This window comes from Pedobacter sp. GW456-11-11-14-TSB4, assembly GCF_059424425.1.
In genome coordinates this window covers 212,569-233,126 of sequence record NZ_JBWKZK010000005.1, presented here as the reverse complement: position 1 = coordinate 233,126, position 20,558 = coordinate 212,569, and the positions used below count along the sequence as shown (strand labels likewise).

The 20,558-nt window shown below is 35.6% G+C and carries 11 protein-coding genes; all 11 read right to left on the bottom strand.

Features of this window, described 5'->3' with window-relative positions:
* The coding region (locus AC07XU_RS16800) for a DUF8696 domain-containing protein (protein WP_494944792.1) at positions 1 to 4,736 on the bottom strand (4,736 nt) is incomplete at its 3' end.
* A 531-nt stretch (positions 4,737 to 5,267) separates the two neighbouring features.
* The gene (locus AC07XU_RS16795) at positions 5,268 to 6,620 is read right to left on the bottom strand and encodes a polysaccharide lyase 6 family protein (RefSeq protein WP_494944791.1); all 1,353 of its coding nucleotides are present in this window, start codon (positions 6,618 to 6,620) and stop codon (positions 5,268 to 5,270) included.
* Positions 6,621 to 6,635: 15 nt separating this feature from the next.
* Positions 6,636 to 8,969, bottom strand: coding sequence for a polysaccharide lyase 6 family protein (locus tag AC07XU_RS16790; RefSeq protein WP_494944790.1), 2,334 nt, complete (start codon positions 8,967 to 8,969; stop codon positions 6,636 to 6,638).
* 56 nt (positions 8,970 to 9,025) lie between these two features.
* Complete coding sequence (locus tag AC07XU_RS16785; RefSeq protein ID WP_494944789.1) at positions 9,026 to 10,588, bottom strand: hypothetical protein; 1,563 nt, start codon at positions 10,586 to 10,588, stop codon at positions 9,026 to 9,028.
* A gap of 21 nt (positions 10,589 to 10,609) precedes the next feature.
* A complete protein-coding gene (locus AC07XU_RS16780) occupies positions 10,610 to 12,193 on the bottom strand; it encodes a RagB/SusD family nutrient uptake outer membrane protein (RefSeq protein ID WP_494944788.1) in 1,584 nt (527 codons plus the stop codon).
* 12 nt (positions 12,194 to 12,205) lie between these two features.
* Entirely contained in the window at positions 12,206 to 15,427 is a 3,222-nt protein-coding gene (locus AC07XU_RS16775) for a SusC/RagA family TonB-linked outer membrane protein (RefSeq protein ID WP_494944787.1), read from the bottom strand.
* A 284-nt stretch (positions 15,428 to 15,711) separates the two neighbouring features.
* Positions 15,712 to 16,464 carry an SDR family NAD(P)-dependent oxidoreductase gene (locus AC07XU_RS16770; protein WP_494944786.1) on the bottom strand — a complete coding sequence of 251 codons (753 nt, stop codon included), beginning with the start codon at positions 16,462 to 16,464 and terminating at the stop codon, positions 15,712 to 15,714.
* A 4-nt stretch (positions 16,465 to 16,468) separates the two neighbouring features.
* Entirely contained in the window at positions 16,469 to 17,764 is a 1,296-nt protein-coding gene (locus AC07XU_RS16765) for an MFS transporter (protein WP_494944785.1), read from the bottom strand.
* Positions 17,761 to 18,771: a right-handed parallel beta-helix repeat-containing protein gene (locus tag AC07XU_RS16760; protein ID WP_494944784.1), complete on the bottom strand. Its 1,011-nt coding sequence runs from the start codon at positions 18,769 to 18,771 to the stop codon at positions 17,761 to 17,763. Before AC07XU_RS16760 ends, AC07XU_RS16765 begins: the two co-directional genes overlap by 4 nt.
* Positions 18,768 to 19,643: an alpha/beta hydrolase fold domain-containing protein gene (locus AC07XU_RS16755; protein WP_494944783.1), complete on the bottom strand. Its 876-nt coding sequence runs from the start codon at positions 19,641 to 19,643 to the stop codon at positions 18,768 to 18,770. The genes AC07XU_RS16760 and AC07XU_RS16755 overlap by 4 nt, the downstream gene beginning before the upstream one ends.
* A gap of 37 nt (positions 19,644 to 19,680) precedes the next feature.
* The gene (locus AC07XU_RS16750; protein ID WP_494944782.1) at positions 19,681 to 20,550 is read right to left on the bottom strand and encodes an alpha/beta hydrolase fold domain-containing protein; all 870 of its coding nucleotides are present in this window, start codon (positions 20,548 to 20,550) and stop codon (positions 19,681 to 19,683) included.
* Positions 20,551 to 20,558: the final 8 nt, after the last annotated feature.

Here is a 20,558-nt window from a genome sequence, read left to right as displayed (position 1 = left end):
TTGTAGGTAAAGGTATATGGTGCAGTGCCGTTAGCTCCGGTAAAGGTTACCGTTGGTGCAGTTGCCCCAACACAAACAGATGTCGTTCCGCCGATAGTTGCAGTTGGTAAAGGGTTCACCGTAATTGTTCCATTTGCAACGATAGCAGTACATGGCGTTGTATGTCCAGAAGTGGTTATTGTATACTCTGTATTTGAATTAAAAATACCTGAAATCGTAACAGTTTTATTATTAGTATTGATAACGTAGTTCGAAGAATTGATAGTTCCAGTAACTGCAACACTTGTCGCCGAACCTCCATAAGTATATACAATATTTGTTATTGCTGCCCCACTACAAATAGTCTGAGAAGCATTACCTCCAGATCTTGTTAAGGTTGAAACACCATTTACAGTTATATTATAGGTGGCGGTATTTGTACAGCCGTTTGCATTTGGTGCTGTGGTGTAAGTAATAGTTGCTGTTCCAGCAGAAATACCAGTAACCAAACCAGAAGAGGCATCTATCGTTGCAATACTTGGTGCAGAACTTGACCAAGTACCACCTATTGTAGCATTAGAAAGTGTTGAAGTTGTACCAACACAAAAAGAATTATTACCTGTTGTAGCAGCAACTGATGGCCTAGCATTTACAACTAGATTATAAGATACTGTATTTGTACAACCAGCACCATTTGTGTAGCTATAAGTAATTGTAGTTGGACCAGCACTAAGCGCTGTTACTAAACCAGAGGTTGAATTAATTGAAGCAACAAAAGAGTTAGAGCTACTCCAAGTACCTCCAGATTGTGAATTACCATAAGTTGCAGAACTACCTACACAAAGTGGACCTGTACCCGTAATTGCACTTAGTGTTGGCAAAGGCCTAACAGTAACTGGTACTGTAAACCTTGATGTACTTGCACATCCAGAAATTGCTTCTATGTAATAATTAACAATAATATCCGCATTTGTACTATTATTTAAAACAGGAGTTGCGTAAGGAACTGTACCTAATAACGTACCGCCACTAGCAGCACTATAAACATTATAACTTGTTCCTGTACCTGTGATGCTAGCCGAAGTAATTGTTGCCGTACTACCAGAACAGATTGCTGCAGGAGAGGTTACATTTGTAACTGATGGTGTTTCAACTACCTTTAATGTGGTTGTTGCAGCACAAGTTCCTTCACCAGGAACTTGATAAGAAATTGTATATGTTCCTGCCGCTGTGTTCGAAGCGATCGTAATTCTTCCAGCATTAGTACTCGATGCAATTATAGTTGGGCCATTAGTAACAACAGGAGAAATGGAGTAAGTTCCGGTTGCATTCCCTGTCCGAGTTACATTTAAATTCTGCGCAACTTTACAAACTTCTGCGAAAGCATAGCTGATTGTTGCAGATGGATGAACAGTTACAGAAGTAGTAGTTGATGATGAACAATTACCGTTTGAATAAGTATAAGTTACAGTATAAGTACCAGCCTGACTTTGGGCAATATCAATTACCCCTGTCGAAGCATTGATAGATAATCCAATAGTTGATGAAAATGTTCTACTTGTTATACCTGAGCCTGTAAGAACTGGTGTGGCTGTTCCACCATTCGTTTTACAAAACGGGCTACCATTATAACTAATTGTGCTACTTACCGATGGATATACAGTTACCACAACCGTAAATGAATTACCCGTGCAGTTTCCTGATTTTGGAGTTACTGTATAAGTTACTGTTCCATTACCTGATAAAGTACCGCTTATATTTGTTGCATTATTGCCGGCTACGCCTCCAGTAACTGTTCCACTATTTACAATTGGATCTGCCCAAGTGTAGGTTGTTCCACCTGGTACACCCGAAGGCTCAATTAAAAAGGAATTACCTGAACAAACGTTCGCAGTTCTATTTCCGACAACAGGTGTTTCGCTAACGCTAACCGTAGCTAATGCAGAAAAAACTTCACCACATGATGGAACCTGAGAAACTACTCGGTAAGCTGTAGTTGCTGTAATATTTGTATACATTTGCGTAGCATTTGTATTTGCAATAGCAGTCCAAGATGTGCCAGCATTAGTTGAATATTCCCATCTTAAAATTGTTCCAGTTACGCCTGTAGCAGTAAGTGTTCCACTTGAATTTGTACATACCGCCGAAAAATCTGGAGTTACAGTACCACCACTAGCTACAGTTATGTCAATAAATGCTGTTTGAGGACCATTACAACCAGTGGCAGTAGCTCTTATTCTAGCAACTCCTGAGAATGATGCATTCCAAGTTAATTGACCTGTATTTACATTTATAGTTCCTGCAGACGGTAAAGGAGCATTAGAGGTATTTAACAAGGCATAGGTTAAATTTGTGGCATTTGCGGCTGTAGCACTATAAGTTACGCTCCCTGCACCCTGACAACGGGTTGAAGCATAAGTATTAAAAACTGGTGTAGCTACAATTCCATTTACAGTAACTGTTCCTGTAATATTTGCCGTGGTTGGACCGCCAACCGTTGAAATTGAATAAGTTAATGGCCCATTTGTAGCGTTTGTTGGCGTACCCGTAATGGTAAATTGTGCTGGTGAGCCTGATGAGTAAACGCCCGTTAATCCTGCAGGTAAATTTGCTACAGCTCCAGATGTTGAGCCTCCAATGGTATAAACTATCGGTGTGATAGCATTATTTAAACATACAGTTTGCGCATCTGTGCCTGCTGCCGAAGCAAGAAAAAACTGGGGAATAACCGCTGGAGTTACTGAAGATGCATCATTTGATGTTACTATATCACCCTGTGGGCCAATAATTGTGGCGGTATTTTGATAAGGACCTGCGGTTTTAGCCGTAGTTTTTATGACTAGAGTTGCTGTACTGCTTCCATTTTCTGCTAGTGACCCAATAATCCATTGCCCATTTGTATTATTGTACGTTGTACCAGGTGATGCTACATGAGAAACATAGGTAAATCCGGCTGGTAATGCATCGGTAGCAATTACATTTATCGCATTACCCGGACCTAAATTTTTTGCGGTTAATGTAAAATTTACTGTCGATCCTATGGCAGGAGAATTATTATCAGCTACTTTTGTAATCGACCTATCTACATTACAAAGATTTACTTCAATATTTAGAGATTGTGCGCTATTACCGCAATCTAATCTTGAAGTAACAGAATAAGTACCTGAGGTTGTTGCAGTGTACGAATTAGCAGTTGCACCAGAAATTGCCGATCCATTTAGATACCATTGGAAGGGTGGCAAACTTGTTGGATCTGCTGTTAAAACTGCAGAAGCACAATCACCCTGAACAAAAGTTGGCTTCAATGCCTTTTCTGGTAATGGCGATAAAAAGTTAGACATAGAAAATCCACCACCTTGCTGAACCATGTTAACTGTTAAACGAGAGGTAGATTCTAAAGTAATTACGGCAGGGTTTCCAATATTTGTGTTAGAAAAGTCAATTAAATAAACACCTGATGAACCTAATTGTCTTCTAACACCAACACCTGGAAGACTTTCTATATCAACATTCGAATAACCAGCGTTTGTAGTTAAATAAACTTTTGCAGTGGCATTCCTAATAATTATGTAAGAGAAATAAGGTAAATCATCTGCCGGAGAATACTTTCTAAATTTATAAGCCTGTATCTTTGTTGATCCTGTACAATCAGAAATTGGTGCTAATGTTGCAACATCAACCTCACAGTTTTCTGCAGTTCCAGAATAAGCTACTACTCTTTTTGTAGACTGAATTCTGCTGGCAGAATAAATTTGTCCTTCTGGAGTATTAACACCACCTGCTCCAGGAACACCATTATCAAATGTAACGAAATCACCAGCTGCTGCTAATGTGTACGTCATGGTTCCGTTTAAAGCTCCTGAAGAAGTAAATTGTGTAACAGTAACCAATGTATTATCTTCTGATGCAACTACCGTTGTTTTTTCGGAGATATTGTTACCGTTACCTCTAACAACAATATATTCTGTACCTAATGATGAAATTGGTGGCACTGGGTTACTTGTACCATCATAACAGCCACCACCTGTTGTTGGTTGATCATAAGCTGCACTTGTATTCATTACTGCAGGACCAGATGTTTCTACAAGTGAACCAATTCTATCCTGAAAAAGATAACTTTGTCCGGCGTTTAATGTTGTTACTGGTGAGCCATTAATTTTTATAATTGTACCATTATTTATTGCCATTACGCTATAAATTGGCTTTTGTGGTCTTGCACCACTATTATAAATTACACCATCACGGTAATATCCAACTCTAAATGTATTTCCAATTGCTGCATCTCCGAAACTAAATAATGAAGAGTTACCTTTTATAAAATCGTCTAAACCACCTTGATCCGAAACAACATTCCTGATGTTTACTGTAATTGGCTGATCACCTATAACCACTAAACCACCATTATTGATAACAGTGTTTAAACTATGCATAGGAAACTGGTTTATGACACCAGTAAATCTAAAAACCTTTGGATTACCCACCGTTAAAGGTACGCTGGGGTTTAAATCTGTTATACCAGGGGTTGTACCATCACTTCTTTTAATACTTAGCGTAACTGGAGTAGTACTATTAGTTGCTATAATTAATTCATTTCCTTGGGTAAAATATTGCCAAGGCGCAGGAGCGATATAGTGATTGGTGTATGATTGTGATTTAGCTAATTGAGAACAAAAGAAACTTAAAAAAAATATTGTTCCTAAAACTGTGGCTGTTTTAATTTTTCTCGAATAAAATGATTTAAGTAAAGATATATTCATAAGCATGACTTGAGTATTACTACTCACTCACGCATAACTCAAAATAGAAGCCACCAACAAACCGTTATTTCTAAAACAAAAGAGCTAATTGTTGTACATAAAAAAATCGTGTTATAACATCTAATTTGGGCGATAATCATCGTTTTCCACATGAGAAAAGATTTCCACATATTTCCTACTTTATCCCCACATACATCAAGATGTAGAAATATTTCCACAAAGTAGGGAACAATGTTACTCAAATTGGGGAATTGTATTCCCAATATTATCTTAATAAAATTTTCAGATAGGAGATACGTAATCAAACTATCCCGTTTTTCCCCAACTTTGAAATTGTAATCACAAAGCAATTATAATTTTTTACAATTGATGACATCAAATTTTCACAAACATCAGCGAATAAAGTAAGTAGTGAGGACGATTATTAAAATTCACAGAAGTAGAACTATGACAAGTAACTAAATACTCAATTTAATAAAACCAAGATAATGATTCTATTTTAAATATCCGATGAAATACAAATAATGCACCTTACCTTGTAATTGGAAATGAAGGTTTCTTTTCTCTCCATGATGGCCCAATATCTTCTACCAACCAAAATGGCTTTTTGACATTTGTTTTGAATTGAAATATACCCTCAGATTTGATTGGTTCCATTACCATTTTTATGAAGCCTTTCTCTACCTTGGTACCTTTTACCATATTTCCATCTAAAGAGATATTTTTTGGTATATCTTCATAAACAATCAATTTAGAGGGGTTTATAATCATATTATTTTGAATGGTAAGGGAATCAGGAGTTACCACCCTAATTTCATTTTTCCCTGACCCAATATTGAAAGCCTCCACACAATCTACAATTACATTGTCTTTAATTTTTGCGTTTTTAACCTGCCAATATTCAAATAATTTTGGGTTAACAACCGCATTCATTACCGAAATGGCTGCTCGTAAACCAGTTCCTTTTAAACCTTGCAAATAATTATTTTTAACTATCTGATTTTCACCAATAACTCTAATTCCTCCAGTGTTATCTTTACCATTACCAATAAAGAAATTTCCAGCTACCGAAGAGTGATTTCCGTGCCTAAAAGTTAAGGTGCCATCACACTCATAAAACAAATTATTTTGAATGATATTATGGCCAGATTTTATCGAAATAATTTCAGTTTCGCCATCACATCTATCAAAAATATTGTTTTCTACTGTTGTATACGAGTCATACATAGACCAATCGCTAGTGCCAATCCTAATGGTTTCACCACCATTTACACCAAGCGGTGGCCTTGGTCCAAAATAATTATGGTCAATTTGATGATAGTTTGGCTTATCAGACAACCACACCACCAAAGTTGTACCTTGATGGGTTTTTCCACTTAACTCACAATGATCAACTCTGTTACGGTAACCATATACCGACACCCATTTATAATCTTTTTCTTTTGAGGGAGGATTGTAGTTAACTATACTCGAATTGGTTAATCGGCAATTAGCAGATGTTTTAGAAAATGTAATTACATCTCCAACTTGTGAATAACCATTTGTAAAATACAAACCATCAACAATCAAATACTCTCCATCAATTTTTAATGTAGAACTACCAGTTAGCAGCACCTTACCCGGATCTTCAGTTGTTAAAACAATAGGATTTTCTTTATTACCATTAGCCTTAAAAATTAAAGCTTGATTTAACCAAGTACCCACTTTTAAGATAACCTTATCTCCAGGTAATAATGTTAAGGCACTTAATTCGGTTGCATTACTTATTCTATATTCTTTTCCAGATATTACATCTAACTTATTTTTGAAGGCGAAAGTTCCATTAATAAACAAAATTAAAATCCCCAATAAAAAGCTAAGCCTTAGCAGTGTTTTATTACCCATTATAAAATACTTTATTTACAAACTTGCACCAATAGATTTTGCAGATGATGATTTGTTAGACAATTGAGAACCATCAATCAGCTTGAAATTATAATTTAACATATCTATAAATGAGGGTTTTAGGTTATAAATTTGCTTTCCTTTTACTTTATCATAAAATGAATCTACCCTACCTGCATTATAAAAGTTGCTATAATCTACCCTCAATTTGTCCCATCTAAACTCCCTAAATTCAATTGATCTGCCGCCTTGCCCACTGTTAAAAAAGTTACTATTTAAAACTGAAGCTTGCTGCACACCAACCAATTTAACAACTGTACCTTGCTCTCTATTTTCTACTTCATTAAAAGTGCAGTAATCAATTTCTACAAACGGACCAAGAGTACTTTCATCATTTCCGCCTCGGTAAATATTAATGGCGCTCCCCAAAATATTACTAAAAATGCAATTTTTGATGATCACATATTCCGCACCATAAGCGCCTTTATCATCTCTTTCTTCAGCCAAGTTAACACCGCTACCAGATATATTCCTAAATAACGAATTGGTAATCACCAAGCTATCTGCTAATGTGCTTTTAGAGCCTCTAAATCCACTAAAACTGCTTTCGTTATAGTCGTAAAACTCACACTGATCAATAAATACTTTATAGTGCATGTTCATTGGTTGATCAGTAGAACGAATGCCACATTGTACATCCCCATAACTTTCGAAATTACCTTTAAATGCCAACCCTTTAACTATTAATGAACCACCATTAGCTATGGTAATAAAAGATGGAAGTGTTTTAAATGAACTATTAACCAAAACAGGTTTCGAACCTAAGTTTGCTGCTGCAGTAAATACTAAAGGCTTATCAACTAACAGCTCACTTTCCAATAGGTAGTTAACTGCATCCGTAAAAATTAGGGTATCTCCAGCAATGGTAGTTTTAATAATTTCGTTTATTTTTTTTGCGGATGGTGGTGTAATAGCAAAAGATTTATTTTTACGTGGCTTTATTTCAACTTCTGGGTTGTACCAATTTGCACCTACCTGAGACTTTGTTATTAAAGCCATCGAATCTACGTTTGCACCAAATCCTTTTAAGGAAGGATAGCCTCTTTTTATTTGCTGATCTCCCAGTTTAACTTTTGTAAAACCTTTTGCAAGAGGCAAATTAGTTTCATTTGCGACAACATTATTAATCAATAAAATACCACCATCTTTATTGGTGTCTTCTATCTCAGTTTTTGTATTAGATATTAGGAGGTTATTTTTAAAACTTACGTTTTTTGGCCCAAGTGTTCTTTCGGCATCTTTACCAGCTCCAAACAAAATAAAATCACAGTTAATGAATGTATTTTGTTCTATTTTTGCATCCTTAACTTGATAATATCGATTTATTAAAGAATTTGGCACGCCATTCATTACTGCCAATGAAGAGCGAAATGCACTTCCTTTAAGATCTTTAAATATATTATTCCGAACAGTATGCCCCGGATTTATAACTCTAACACCACCAGTAAAAGGTTTATTGTTTCCCAAAAAAAGATTATTCTTAATTACATTATAAGATCCATGCCTTAAAACCAAACTACCTTCACATTCGAAAAATGTATTTGAGCTAATATTATTTTCTCCAGATTTGATAGAGATAATCTCTACTTCACCATTACATCTTTCGAAATAATTGTGCGTTATTTGGGTTTGAGATGGATTAAGTGAATATCTTGAAACGCCTATTCTTATCGTCTCTCCACCATTAGATCCAAAACGCTGTCTGCCTTTAAAATAGTTATATGAAATCACATGATTATTTCGCTGACTACGCTCATCATTTAGCTCGGCAATTATTACTGGGCCTGAGTTCAGTTTATCAACAAAAACAGAATGATCAATTTTATTATGCTTACCCCAAAGCACAATCCATACATCGTTTTTAAACCTTTCTGGCTGACTGTAATTTTCTATTACAAATTCTGTTATTGTACAGTTATTTGCCAATTGTTCATTATTTAGCCTAAAACTCACCACCTCTCTTTCTGGGGTAAATCCATTTTTAAAATGAAATCCTTTTAAAACAATAAAATCTCCAGCTATTTTAAGAAATGATTGACCGGAAAAAACGACTTTACCGATGGTTTCAGGCATTACTACAATTGGTTGTTCAGCAGTTCCTTTTCCATTCACAATTAAGGCAGCATCTTTCCAAATTTTATTTTTTAAAAATACGGTATCACCAGGTTTAGCTCTTTTAACCGCGTCACTTAAAGCTTTGGCATCATTTACAACTACATTATTTGCGAAACCAGCTGAATAGCATAAAAGAAATAGAGCCAACAATGCCAGCAGGTTAATTTTTTTCATAATTAGATAAATTGAGGAGCCAAAAGATATAGCTCTTGTTTTAAGCATTATAAAATTTAATTCTGAACGTAAATATCAAACTTAATGGTTGAGTTACCTGAATTGGCAACCACTTCTTTAACGTGTATAATAGCATTTCTTGTTGGTCCACCAGTTAGTGGAATTCTTGCGTAAACTAGCCTGCCATTAGTTGTATTAAAAATTGTGGCAGAAGCCGCAGCTGTTGCATCAAACCTTGGTCCGCTACTACCTGGTGTTGCAATACTTCTTGTTGTGAAGAAAGCGTCACTTAAGTCATCTAATTGATTAGTTTCTAACAAGTTGTAAACATCGGTTTGACCAGTACTTGCTCCATTTACCAAAACCCTAAATCTAGTTGCTGCCAGTACGGAAGGATTACTGATGGACCATGGGGTATTATTACATCTTAAATTAGAAGAAATACTCGCAGTATTGGTTGGACTATAGAACGTTGGACCACTGCTCGTAGCATAAAACAAAAATGACATTGTTGCTTCACTCAAATTTAAATCGCAATTTCCTTTGGTTGTTCCATTACTTGCAAAAAAGATAGTATTGGTTCCTAAAGTTTGCGCCGTCATTACTACGTTTCGATATACAGTACTTAAGTAATTCGTGTTTAACCTAATTGCTAATTCTGTTTTTACATCATCAATATCTGTAGCTATTATTTTAATATTTTCTGATCTTTTCCTGAGGGTATAATTGTAGCTAAAATTATAATCTAAAGAATTATTTAAGTTGCTAATGGTGTTTACCAATTCAAACGCCCCTGCTCTATCATCAAAAACCTCAATAGTTTTTAAACCAGTTGGTGAAGTTACCCTGCCCGTAAATGTTGTACCGCTCGATACACTAGTTGGAAAGTTTAATAATTTTGGTTTAAAAAGACTAATGTCTACTGGCATATCAATAATAAGTTCAGTAACCTGATCATAAATATCTGTTGCTACTACTTTAATGTGTTGAGATGCCTTTCGATAGATATATTGATAATTCAAATCAAACTGTTTTACAGCTAAATCATTATAACTTCTAGCTAATACATAGGTATTAGTAATCTGAAAATCATCATAAACTTCAACCTTTTTTAAGCCATGATCTGACACTACCCTACCCGCAATTGGCGTAGCTCCTCCGCTAATGTTTGCAGTAATTGTTGTCGGAAAACTTTCTAAACGTGGCTTTGATGGATCGAAGTAAGTTACTTTAATAAAGCTTTCTTGCGAACTATTGTCTAAACGTTTAATTAAAAGTTTTATCCCACTAATATTAACTTTCGATTCGGTAAAAGCTGCAGTAGGCACCACTAATTTAAAATCATTCGGACTTTGTCCGTTCGGGTAGGCTACATGTATAAGTGTGTCATTTTTATTCTCTCTTGATAAGTAGCAATAAACTAGTTTTACACCTTCAGCAGAGCTAATTTGAGCACTGACCTCATTATCTGGGGAAATTGTTTTAGTGGCTAAATTGTAAACAAACTCTTTTGCTGTAATTTGATCTTCAGCATTTAGTTTAATTTCCTTTTTACACCCCATCATCATTATTAGCGAAGTAATAATGAGTAGAAGTAATTTAACGTTAACTATTTTCATGTTATTTCAATTTATCAATAATTAATATCCCGGATTTTGAGCTATCCTTATCTGATCATTCGTATCAATTTCTCTTTGCGGAATTGGCAATAATAAACGATCATTGGTAATGTAGCCTTGTAACTCTGCTAGCGGAACTACGGGACGATAGTTAGCATAATGAATATCATACTCTGCTGCATAATAATTTCTTATAGTTTCAAGTGCATTACCAGATCTTAACAAATCGAAAAACCGCTGATTTTCGAAAGCCAATTCAATCCTTCTCTCATTAAATAAAGCGCTTTTAAAACTTTCTGGAGTTGTTAATGCGCCATTACCAGCAGCTGGATATTTATAAAATGCAGCTTCAAAAACTCCAGTTCCCGGATAATCCGCCGCCCCAGCTCTGGTTCTAATTTGATTGATAATTGCAACAGAACTACCGTTTGCCCCATTATAACCCTGAGCTTCAGCTTTCATTAAAAGTATATCTGTAAACCTTAAAACCGGAAAATCATTCTCTGCATCGTACCTAGTTACTACTTGCGAAAGGTATTTTTTTACATATGGCACAGTGGGTAAAAACTGAGCGATATTTACAGATCTTCTAACATCTGATGGGCCAGTTGATGGTGTTCTGTAAGCAAGTTTTAAATTCTCTGTCGGATCATTAAATCCATTTCCATCATTATTAACTACAGAGCTACCACTACCATTTGGTGCAAAAAGATTAGCAAAAGGCGATCCTAGCCCAAATCCACCGGCTTTATATCTTACAGCAAATAGAATTTCTCTATTCATTTCATTACTGATAGAAAAAACATCTGCATAGGAAGTAATCATTCCGTAACCACTATTATTAATTACATCGTCTAATAACGGCAGCGCATTATTTGATTGATTTAAAGTAAGATAAACTTTCGCCAACAGACCCTTTGCTGCCCAGCCAGTTGCCCTACCTAAATCTGCCTGATTAATTTGCCCAAACGAAATAGTTGGTAAAATATCCTTTGCGGTGTTTAAATCTGCCAATATTAATTTATAACAATCTTCTACCGTATTCCTGTTTATTTGTTTCGCTTTAAGCGGATCTACAGGTTCGGTAACTGCAAAAACACCACCATATAGCCTAACTAAATTGAAATAATGATAAGCTCTTAAAAACAGGGCCTCACCTGCTAATTGATTTTTTTGCTGTGTTGTCATTACAGCAGTAGATTCGCCAAAAATGATTGCACCATTTTCATACTTGGCACCTAAACTTCTAAGCACATAATTTATTGCCCTAATATTTTTATAGGTCGATAACCAATAATCATAAACCTTATCATGAAAAGAGTTTAAAATATACAAGTCTAATTCATCGTATTCTCTATTAGCCGAGCTTCCGGGCGAACCTTGTTTTGCATTATCGCTCCTTAATTCGGTTAGCATCCACTCGTTATAAAGTATTTCGTGCATCCCATTGTAACAGCCAGTTAAAGCAGATCTGGTTTCAGCAAAATTTTTGTAAAAAGCTTCCGCTCCTACATTTGATATAGGATCGATATCAATTACTTTCTGACAAGACGTTGAAGTAAATAACAACACCATCACCGCAATAATAATTCTTATATGTTTCATAATTTGAATAATCTAGAATGTTAAATCAATACCAAAAGTGTAGGTTTTTACAAGTGGAAAAGCCCCTCTCTGGTAGCCATCTACCAGAGGTGATGCATAATTACCTGTGGTAGACCTTGCCTCAGGATTTATACCTCTGTAGCCTTTTCCAAAAAAGTAAAATAAATTATCTGCTGATGAATAAAACCTGAGTCCGTTTAATTTTAGTTTTTTAGCAAATTTAACTGGTGTAGTGTAACCTAAAATAACAGTTCTGATAGAAGTGTAAGATGCATCTTCCATTACATAATCTGTTAATAACCAGTTTTCTCCGTTGGTATCGTAAGGTGTTTTTCCATCTCCAGGATACATTTCACTTAACCATCTGTTTTCTGAGTTAAAGTCTTTATTGTACCTTCTATGTTCATTATAATTTGGATCACCGTTGATTAATTTTCCTCCCTGCGAACCTTGAATAAAGACATTAAGATCAAAACCCTTGTATTTAAACATATTGTTTATGCCCCATAAAAAATCCGGGAATGGCGTGCCTAAAGTCATCCTATCATTAGGGTCGATGATATTGTCGCCATTTACATCTACGAACTTTAAACCACCTGCCTGAAAGTATCTTGATAGAGTTGAAGTCTGACCAGCAGCTCTTGCTTCGTCTATTTGTGCTTGCGAAGTCCAAACGCCATCAGTTTTATAACCAAAGTATTGAATTGCTGGCTGACCAATGATTGAAGCATATACTTCATTTCGCTCTCCAAAATTATATTGGAAAGGCTCACCACCTAATTCTAAAACTTTATTTCTATTGGCAGAAAATGTAACCGTAGTTGTCCAGTCGAAATTTTTGGTTTTGATATTATTAGCGCTAATTTCCAACTCGATACCTTGATTACGAACTTTACCTGCATTATTGATAAATTCATTTGAACCTGTAAAAGATTGAGCTGCTTGATTATATAATAATCTATCGGTAACTGAGTTATAGTATTCAGCTGTTAAGCTAAATCTATTATTTAAAAACCCAAGGTCTAAACCTGTATTAGATTCGAAAGTACGCTCCCAAGTTATGTTTGGATTTGCGATTACGCTACCATTAGGCGATAAACCTAAATTAACTGTACCACTACCAGAACCAAAAGCATAATTAGCAGGATAAAGTAAATCTTGGAATGCGAAACTTGTAATTCTGTTATTGCCAGTTGCGCCATAACTTGTTCTTAATTTTAAATTACTTACCCATTTTACAGATTTCATGAATGGCTCATTACTAATTAACCAACCTGCAGATACAGAAGGGAAAGAGCCATATTGGTTACCTTTGGCAAAATAAGAACTTCCATCTACCCTAAAGCTACTGCTAAAAAGGTATTTATTTTTGTAATCATAAGTAATCCTACCTAAGTATGATATTAGGCCAATTTTATCTCTTAAGGTAAAAGTTTCACTCTGATCAATTAAGGCAGCCTGATTTAAGGTTTGAAAATCATTGGTTGGAAAATCTCTGCCCAAAATTTGAGACCTATCAATCCATGTTTGCTGAATTGTGTAACCCAACAATCCCGTTACGTTATGATTTCCCTTTCTTAATGTATAATTTAGCGTATTTTCCCAGAGCAAATCTTTATAATCTCTACCACCCACAATAGCCTGGTTTACACCACCATCTTGTCGGGCATTACTTTGAGTATAAGTGAAATCATCCTGTTTAGTAAAATAACCACCTACAGATGTTTTGAACAACAATTTATTTGGTTTATTTTTTATCAAATCAAATGATAAATCAGCTCCGCTCAAAATTCTATAGCTATTACTAAACCTTTCTTCTCTAGCGGCAATTGATAATGGAGTGTTGTTCTGTGAGCCAAAAGGATTAATTAAACCCGGACTTACCCAATATGATCCATCAGGCATAAAGCCAGAATATCTAAGCTGATTGAAGTGCCTTGCTTCAGCATAATCACCGGGTAAAATATTTGCCCATTGTGCATTTTGCCTTACAAATTGCGCAGTAAACTGATTATGGTAGGTTGGCAAATAACTAGGAAATCTAAAATAATCAGTAAAGTTTACAGCTGGTCTGTTGTTTTTAATGTAAGATGGATTAAAGTTGATACTAAACTTTACTCGCTTGCTTAAGTTACCATCTAACTTTGCTCTAACGTTCATTCTATCATTATTACTATAATTCATAATACCTTCATCTTTTTGAAGGTTACCAGAAACGTAATATTTTAAATCCTTATTACCTCCAGAAACACCAATTTGCACATTGTAAATTGAAGCAGTATTTCTTAAAGCTACTTGTTGCCAATCGGTATAACCGCCTATTTCATTCTGAATAATGTAGCCAGCACGTTCAGCATCCTGAACTAATAACCTTCTATTGGCAGGCACCGATGGATCGTTAGCTCTTAACTCAGATTCTCTAAATAACTTTTCTACATATTCTGCGTGGGTATATAATGGATATGTAGACAATACCTCGTGTATGCCATAATAAGTTTTAAAAGTATAGCGAGGTTTATCGGCAACGCCACCTTTTGTAGTAATTAATATTACTCCATTTGCCGCTCTAGATCCATAAATTGCTGCCGAAGCTGCATCTTTTAAAACCTCTATCGATTCTACGTCTTGTGGGTTAACAAATGATAGTCCATCTGGAACAGGATAACCATCAACAACAACAAGCGGCGATGAATTTGCACTGATTGAGCTAAAGCCCCTAACCCTAACTACTGGATCTGCACCAGCCTCAGATGTTACATTTTGTATAGTTACCCCAGCAATTTTACCGATTAATGCGTTATCTAACCTTGTAGTAGGTATCTCATCTAAATTGGTATTAGTTAATTTACTAACGGCACCAGTAACCGCAGATTTTTTTTGCGTACCGTAGCCAACAACAACAACTTCTCCTAAATCACTGGTTTCTTCTTCTAACACTACAGTCATTAACTTGTTATCAACCACCGATTTAGCCGAACTTTTAAATCCAATAGTCTGAATAATTAAAATTTTGCCCTGTTCTGCAGTAATTGTAAACTCTCCATTTTCATTGGTAACCGTACCTTGATTAGTGTCTTTAATTTTAACAGAAACACCAGGTAATATCTCGCCACTAGCTGATTTTACAACCCCTTGTACCTTAATTCTAGTTTGTGCACTTAACTCACAAACAAACAGAAATAGGCAAGGAATGAAAACCATTAGAATACGTTGATAGTAGATTCTAACTTTCATACTTTGTTTATAATTGGTTTTTTCAAACAATTGGCAAACAAATCTAAATTGGTTTACCAAAAATTGGTTTACCAAATCTAATATTTAAATTAATTAAAACAAAATATTTAATTAAAATTTGTCAATTATTTTTAAGCGTTTCAAATGGCCACTTTACAAGCACAATAAAACTAGTTAAATCACTCATAAAAAGGCAATTATGAGTGATTTCTAATAACATAATTTTGCAAAATAGCAATCAGATTTCGTAAGTTAATTTAACTATTGAGCAAAATTCATTTTCTTTAAGAGAAACTTAAGCCTCCATTAATATCGATATTCGTTCCCGTTATATAAGACGACTCATCTGAAGAAAGATAAACCACCAAATCAGCAACTTCTTTAGCCTCACCTTCTCTTTTTAAGGAAGTAGAATTAGCTACATTACCTCTAACTTCGGGCTTGGTAAAAGTATCATGAAAAGTTGTGGCAATCATTCCGGGAGCAACAGCATTTACCCTTATACCTTTTACCCCAAATTCTTTGGCTAATGCACGTGTATAAGTCATAACAGCACCTTTTGAAGTGGCATAAGCACTTGCGCCAGGCCCGCCACCATCTCTACCTGCTAACGATGATAAATTAATTATTGATGAACCAGCTGGCATGTACGGACTAGTTGCTTTTACTGCAAAAAATACAGATTTCACGTTGATATCCATTACCAAATTCCAAAAATCCTCATCCATTTCTGCAGTAGTTTTACGGGCAACCATACCACCAGCAACATTTGCTAAAATATGTATCTCACTTCCAAAAGCTTCTGTGGTTTTTGCAATCAAATTTTGTACATCATCCCATTTACTCATATCAGCTTTTACCGCAATTGCTTCTCCTCCAAACTCTTTAATGAGTGAGAGTGTTTCTTGGGCATTAGCCTCACTTCCATAATAATTAACTACTACTTTAGCACCTTCTTGTGCAAGTTGAACAGATACTGCTCTTCCTATATCTCTAGAACCTCCAGATACGATGGCAACTTTATTTTTTAATCGCATAATTTTATTTATTTAATTTAATCTTTTTATTGGTGATGTATTTGATACTTATCCAGGTTAATGGCACTAAAACTGCGGCCAAAACGAAAAATGAAACATAACTTGTTCTAGTTATAATTGGTACAGCCCAAGTGGTAAGTAGTGTACCTAAAACGGCCGCTGTACCGCCCATACCAGCAACAGTACCCACATTTTTGCCGTTAAAATAATCGCTTGGCAATGTTTGTATGTTACCTATCAAAAATTGAAATCCGAAAAGTGTTGCGCCGATTAACAACATGGCTAGCGTTGGGTTATCTTTTAAAGTACTCAAAAAGAAAACTATAGCAACAAGCGAACAAAGCATTATTGCACAACCAATTGCAATGGCATTTTTGCGGGCTTTTTCTGCCGCTACGCCATTTCTAATTTGCCACGACGAAAAATATCCGCCAGATAAACTTCCTATAGCAGCAAATAAGTATGGCACCCAAGTAAATGAGGCAATTTGTTTAATATCAAAAGTAAACTGCTCTTTTAAAAAAGTTGGCAACCACGTAACAAATAACCACCAAACCGGATCGATAAAAAACCTCCCCATAATTATTCCCCAAGTATTTCTAAATTTTAGTAATTCTCTCCATGTTAATACTGGAACATGTTCAGCAACAGCCTCTACAGTACTTTTTGCATTACTCGAAGTAATATGATCTCGTTCTTCTGCTGTTAACCAAGGATGTTTATCTGGCGTAGCTTTGTTGATTACCCACCATGGAATAACCCATATTAATCCTAAAACAGCAATCAGAATAAAAGTAAGTTTCCAGCCAAAGGCGATGTAAAGTATTGCGATAATTGGCGCCGAAACAACTGATCCTAACGAGGCACCCGCTCCAAATATGCCTTGTGCAATGGCTCTTTCTTTAGCAGGAAACCACTCAGCATTACTTTTTGTTGCCCCAGGCCAATTTCCAGCTTCGCTAAAACCTAGCATAAATCTAAAAACACTAAATGATGAGAGTGATTTAGCAAAAGCATGCAATGCTATAGAAATGCTCCAGCCAATAATAGAAATCGTCATCCCTAATCTGGTACCTACCGTATCCATCAGTTTACCTGTAAATGTTTGCCCTAATGCATAAGCAATCATAAAAAAAGTGGTAATTACGGCCAATGCACTTTTATTATCTACATCGGCAATGCCAAACTCTTTGTATATATAAGGCCAAAGAATGTTAATCGCACTTCTATCAACATAGTTGATTACTGTTGCAACACCTATTAGGGATATAATCCACCATCTTAATCCTTTAACCTTCATTTATTTTTATTAATTAATTGAATATTAGCTACGCCTTTATGTGCATTGGTAACTCTATTATCATCGTAAATAAGATTTCCCTTTGGCTCTCCTTTACTACTTTTTAGCCTTACATTAAATCCATATCCGCTAGCATTGACATTGCTTGTATTGTTTTTAAATTCATTATATGAACCCCAGCCTTCATAAACACAGTTGATCTGGTATCCATCAGTTAATGCCGAAGGTTGTTCATTTATACCTTTGTTATCCTTAATTAGATAGTTATTGCCTTTAACATCAACCCAACTATCTGCACTGTTGGCACCAGAAATACCTTTGCTATAAAATGTGTTATTTGCAATGAGACCGCCAGTTGTACCTTCTTTAATATCTATACATTCTGCCGCCACAAATGGGCCAATAACATTATTAACTACCTTATTTGAATCACATCTGTCTATTTCGCCGTTAGAGATTTTTGGCCAATTGCTATAGGCAGTTCCAATGTAAATTCCTTCTCCATAATCAGGCGTTTTTAAGCCAACATAATTTACTTCTGTATGCTGAATTACATTATGCTTGCTAAACTTTCTCAAATGAATTCCTTCCTCTCCTATTTGGGTTACCAAAACGGCATCAATTATATTATGACTAGCTCCATCGGTTACCAAACCTTTTAAACCATTGGTAATCGTAAATCCTTTTAATATCCAATAGTTTGCTTTTAAGTTTAAAACATAACCTGTTTGTATAGATCCACCATCTAAAACCGCTTTTCTCCCTCCTACCAAAACAATAGGTTTAGCTGAGCTACCGCTTACCGCAGCTTCAATAATGAACTTGCCATCATAAACACCATCTTTAAGTATTATAGAATCGCCAGGCTTAGCAATGCTTAGGCTATTTTTTAACTCGTTACTGTTTCTAACAATAATTACTTTAGCAGCATTTTTTGAAACAAAAGTATCAGTATTGAAAACGCCAAATGCCAATAACAGTAAAAATGAAATTTGTAAATACCTCACAGGCCGTTTTGCTTTAAAAAATTAATTATTCGTTGAGATAACTCTGCGTTATTTTCTGCTGAAAATCCACCATGGCCACCTCCCTTAATTGTCATGAATTCATTTTTAACACCTAATTCGTTTAGCTTTTTTGTTAAATCAATAGATTGCTGATAAGGTACAGTTGGATCGGCATCACCATGGACGGTAAAAACCGGTGGACTATCTTTAGTAATTTGATAAATTGGCGATATGGATTTTTTGAAATTATTGTCGCCAAATTTGTCGCCTAGCCAATATTTTACCGTTTTACTAGTTTGATCACCAAAACCTGTCGAGCTTAAATCGGCAACCCCAAATTTATTGATAATGGCAGCCACTTTAACATTTGCAACCCCTAAACAATTGCCATCAAACAGGTTATTATTGGCCAACAAACCTCCCATTAAGGCCAAATGCCCGCCAGCCGAACTCCCCATAATTACAATCTTATTGATATCAATATTTAGTTCTTTGGCATTTTTTATCAAATAAATTAATGCGCAACGCGTATCTTCAATTGCTGCCGGAGCTTTAGCGGTTGGTGCTAAACGGTAAGCGATATTTGCAACCGCATATCCTTGCTTAAAGAAAGAGCCAAAACCAGTTTGCGCTTCTTTGTTACCTCTTGCCCAACCTCCACCATGTACATTTATGATAATTGGTGATGGTTCTTTTGTTTTAGACAGCAAGTACAAATCCATTTTACCTTCCCAATTATTTACCTTAGTATAAACTGCATCTAGCTTTGCAGAATATCCACTAGGGTAATTAACTTTTTTAACAAGCGGCTTATCTTGCCCATTGGCAAATTGGGCTAAAGTCATTAAGCAGAAGCACAAAAAATTTCTCATTACAACCATCTGTTTAAAATGTAGGACGAAAAAATTGTTATTTGTGAATACCTAATTCCTTTAAAAATTCCATCATCTGGGCATTTATTTCTGAGTTCTTTTCAGCAGGAAATTTTCCATGCTGACCGCCAGGAACGGTTATAAGCTTATTTTTAATCCCCATTGCATCAAGTTTTTTCTTAAAATCAATTGATTGTTGGTAGTTAACCGTTGGGTCTGCATCGCCATGCACTATAAAAATTGGCGGACTGTCTTTTTTGATTTGATAAATTGGAGAAACTGATTTGGCAAATTCCGATTCTCTTTTTTGGCTACCCAACCACATTACTGCCGATTTACTTGGCCATGCACCAACATCGGTAATACCATATTTATCAATTATTGCAGCTACTTTAATATCTTTAACACCAGGGCAATTGTTATCAAATTTAGTATCGTTACCTAATAAACCACCCATTAATGCCAAATGACCACCAGCAGAGCCACCCATGATTACGATTTTATTGATATCTATATTAAGTTCTTTGGCGTTTTTGATTAAATAAATTAATGCACAACGCGTATCTTCTACCGCAGCAGGAGCTGGAGCTTGCTGGGATAAACGATAAGAGATATTTGCTACTGCATAACCTTTTTTAAAAAAAGTAGAAAATCCAGTTTGGCTCTGCCTTTCTCCTTTATTCCAGCCTCCACCGTGAATGTTGATCACCACCGGGCTAGGTCCTTTATCCTTAGATGGCAAATAAAGATCCATTTTACCATCCCAACCGTTTGGCTGTGTATAAACCACATTTAGTTGTTCTGAGTAACCTGCCGGATAAACAACTTTTTTGTAAGCAGCTGTATCTTGGGCGTTTAGGTTTAAGCCAATGGCTAACCAAAGGCAAATTGCAAGTAATTTTTTCATGTTTTTAA

Bases quoted from the DNA above. Each gene is read 5' to 3' on its own strand.
- AC07XU_RS16795 (WP_494944791.1), bottom strand. From the start codon at position 6,620: ATGGGTAATAAAACACTGCTAAGGCTTAGCTTTTTATTGGGGATTTTA.
- AC07XU_RS16790 (WP_494944790.1), bottom strand. From the start codon at position 8,969: ATGAAAAAAATTAACCTGCTGGCATTGTTGGCTCTATTTCTTTTATGC.
- AC07XU_RS16785 (WP_494944789.1), bottom strand. From the start codon at position 10,588: ATGAAAATAGTTAACGTTAAATTACTTCTACTCATTATTACTTCGCTA.
- AC07XU_RS16780 (WP_494944788.1), bottom strand. From the start codon at position 12,193: ATGAAACATATAAGAATTATTATTGCGGTGATGGTGTTGTTATTTACT.
- AC07XU_RS16775 (WP_494944787.1), bottom strand. From the start codon at position 15,427: ATGAAAGTTAGAATCTACTATCAACGTATTCTAATGGTTTTCATTCCT.
- AC07XU_RS16770 (WP_494944786.1), bottom strand. From the start codon at position 16,464: ATGCGATTAAAAAATAAAGTTGCCATCGTATCTGGAGGTTCTAGAGAT.
- AC07XU_RS16765 (WP_494944785.1), bottom strand. From the start codon at position 17,764: ATGAAGGTTAAAGGATTAAGATGGTGGATTATATCCCTAATAGGTGTT.
- AC07XU_RS16755 (WP_494944783.1), bottom strand. From the start codon at position 19,643: ATGAGAAATTTTTTGTGCTTCTGCTTAATGACTTTAGCCCAATTTGCC.
- AC07XU_RS16750 (WP_494944782.1), bottom strand. From the start codon at position 20,550: ATGAAAAAATTACTTGCAATTTGCCTTTGGTTAGCCATTGGCTTAAAC.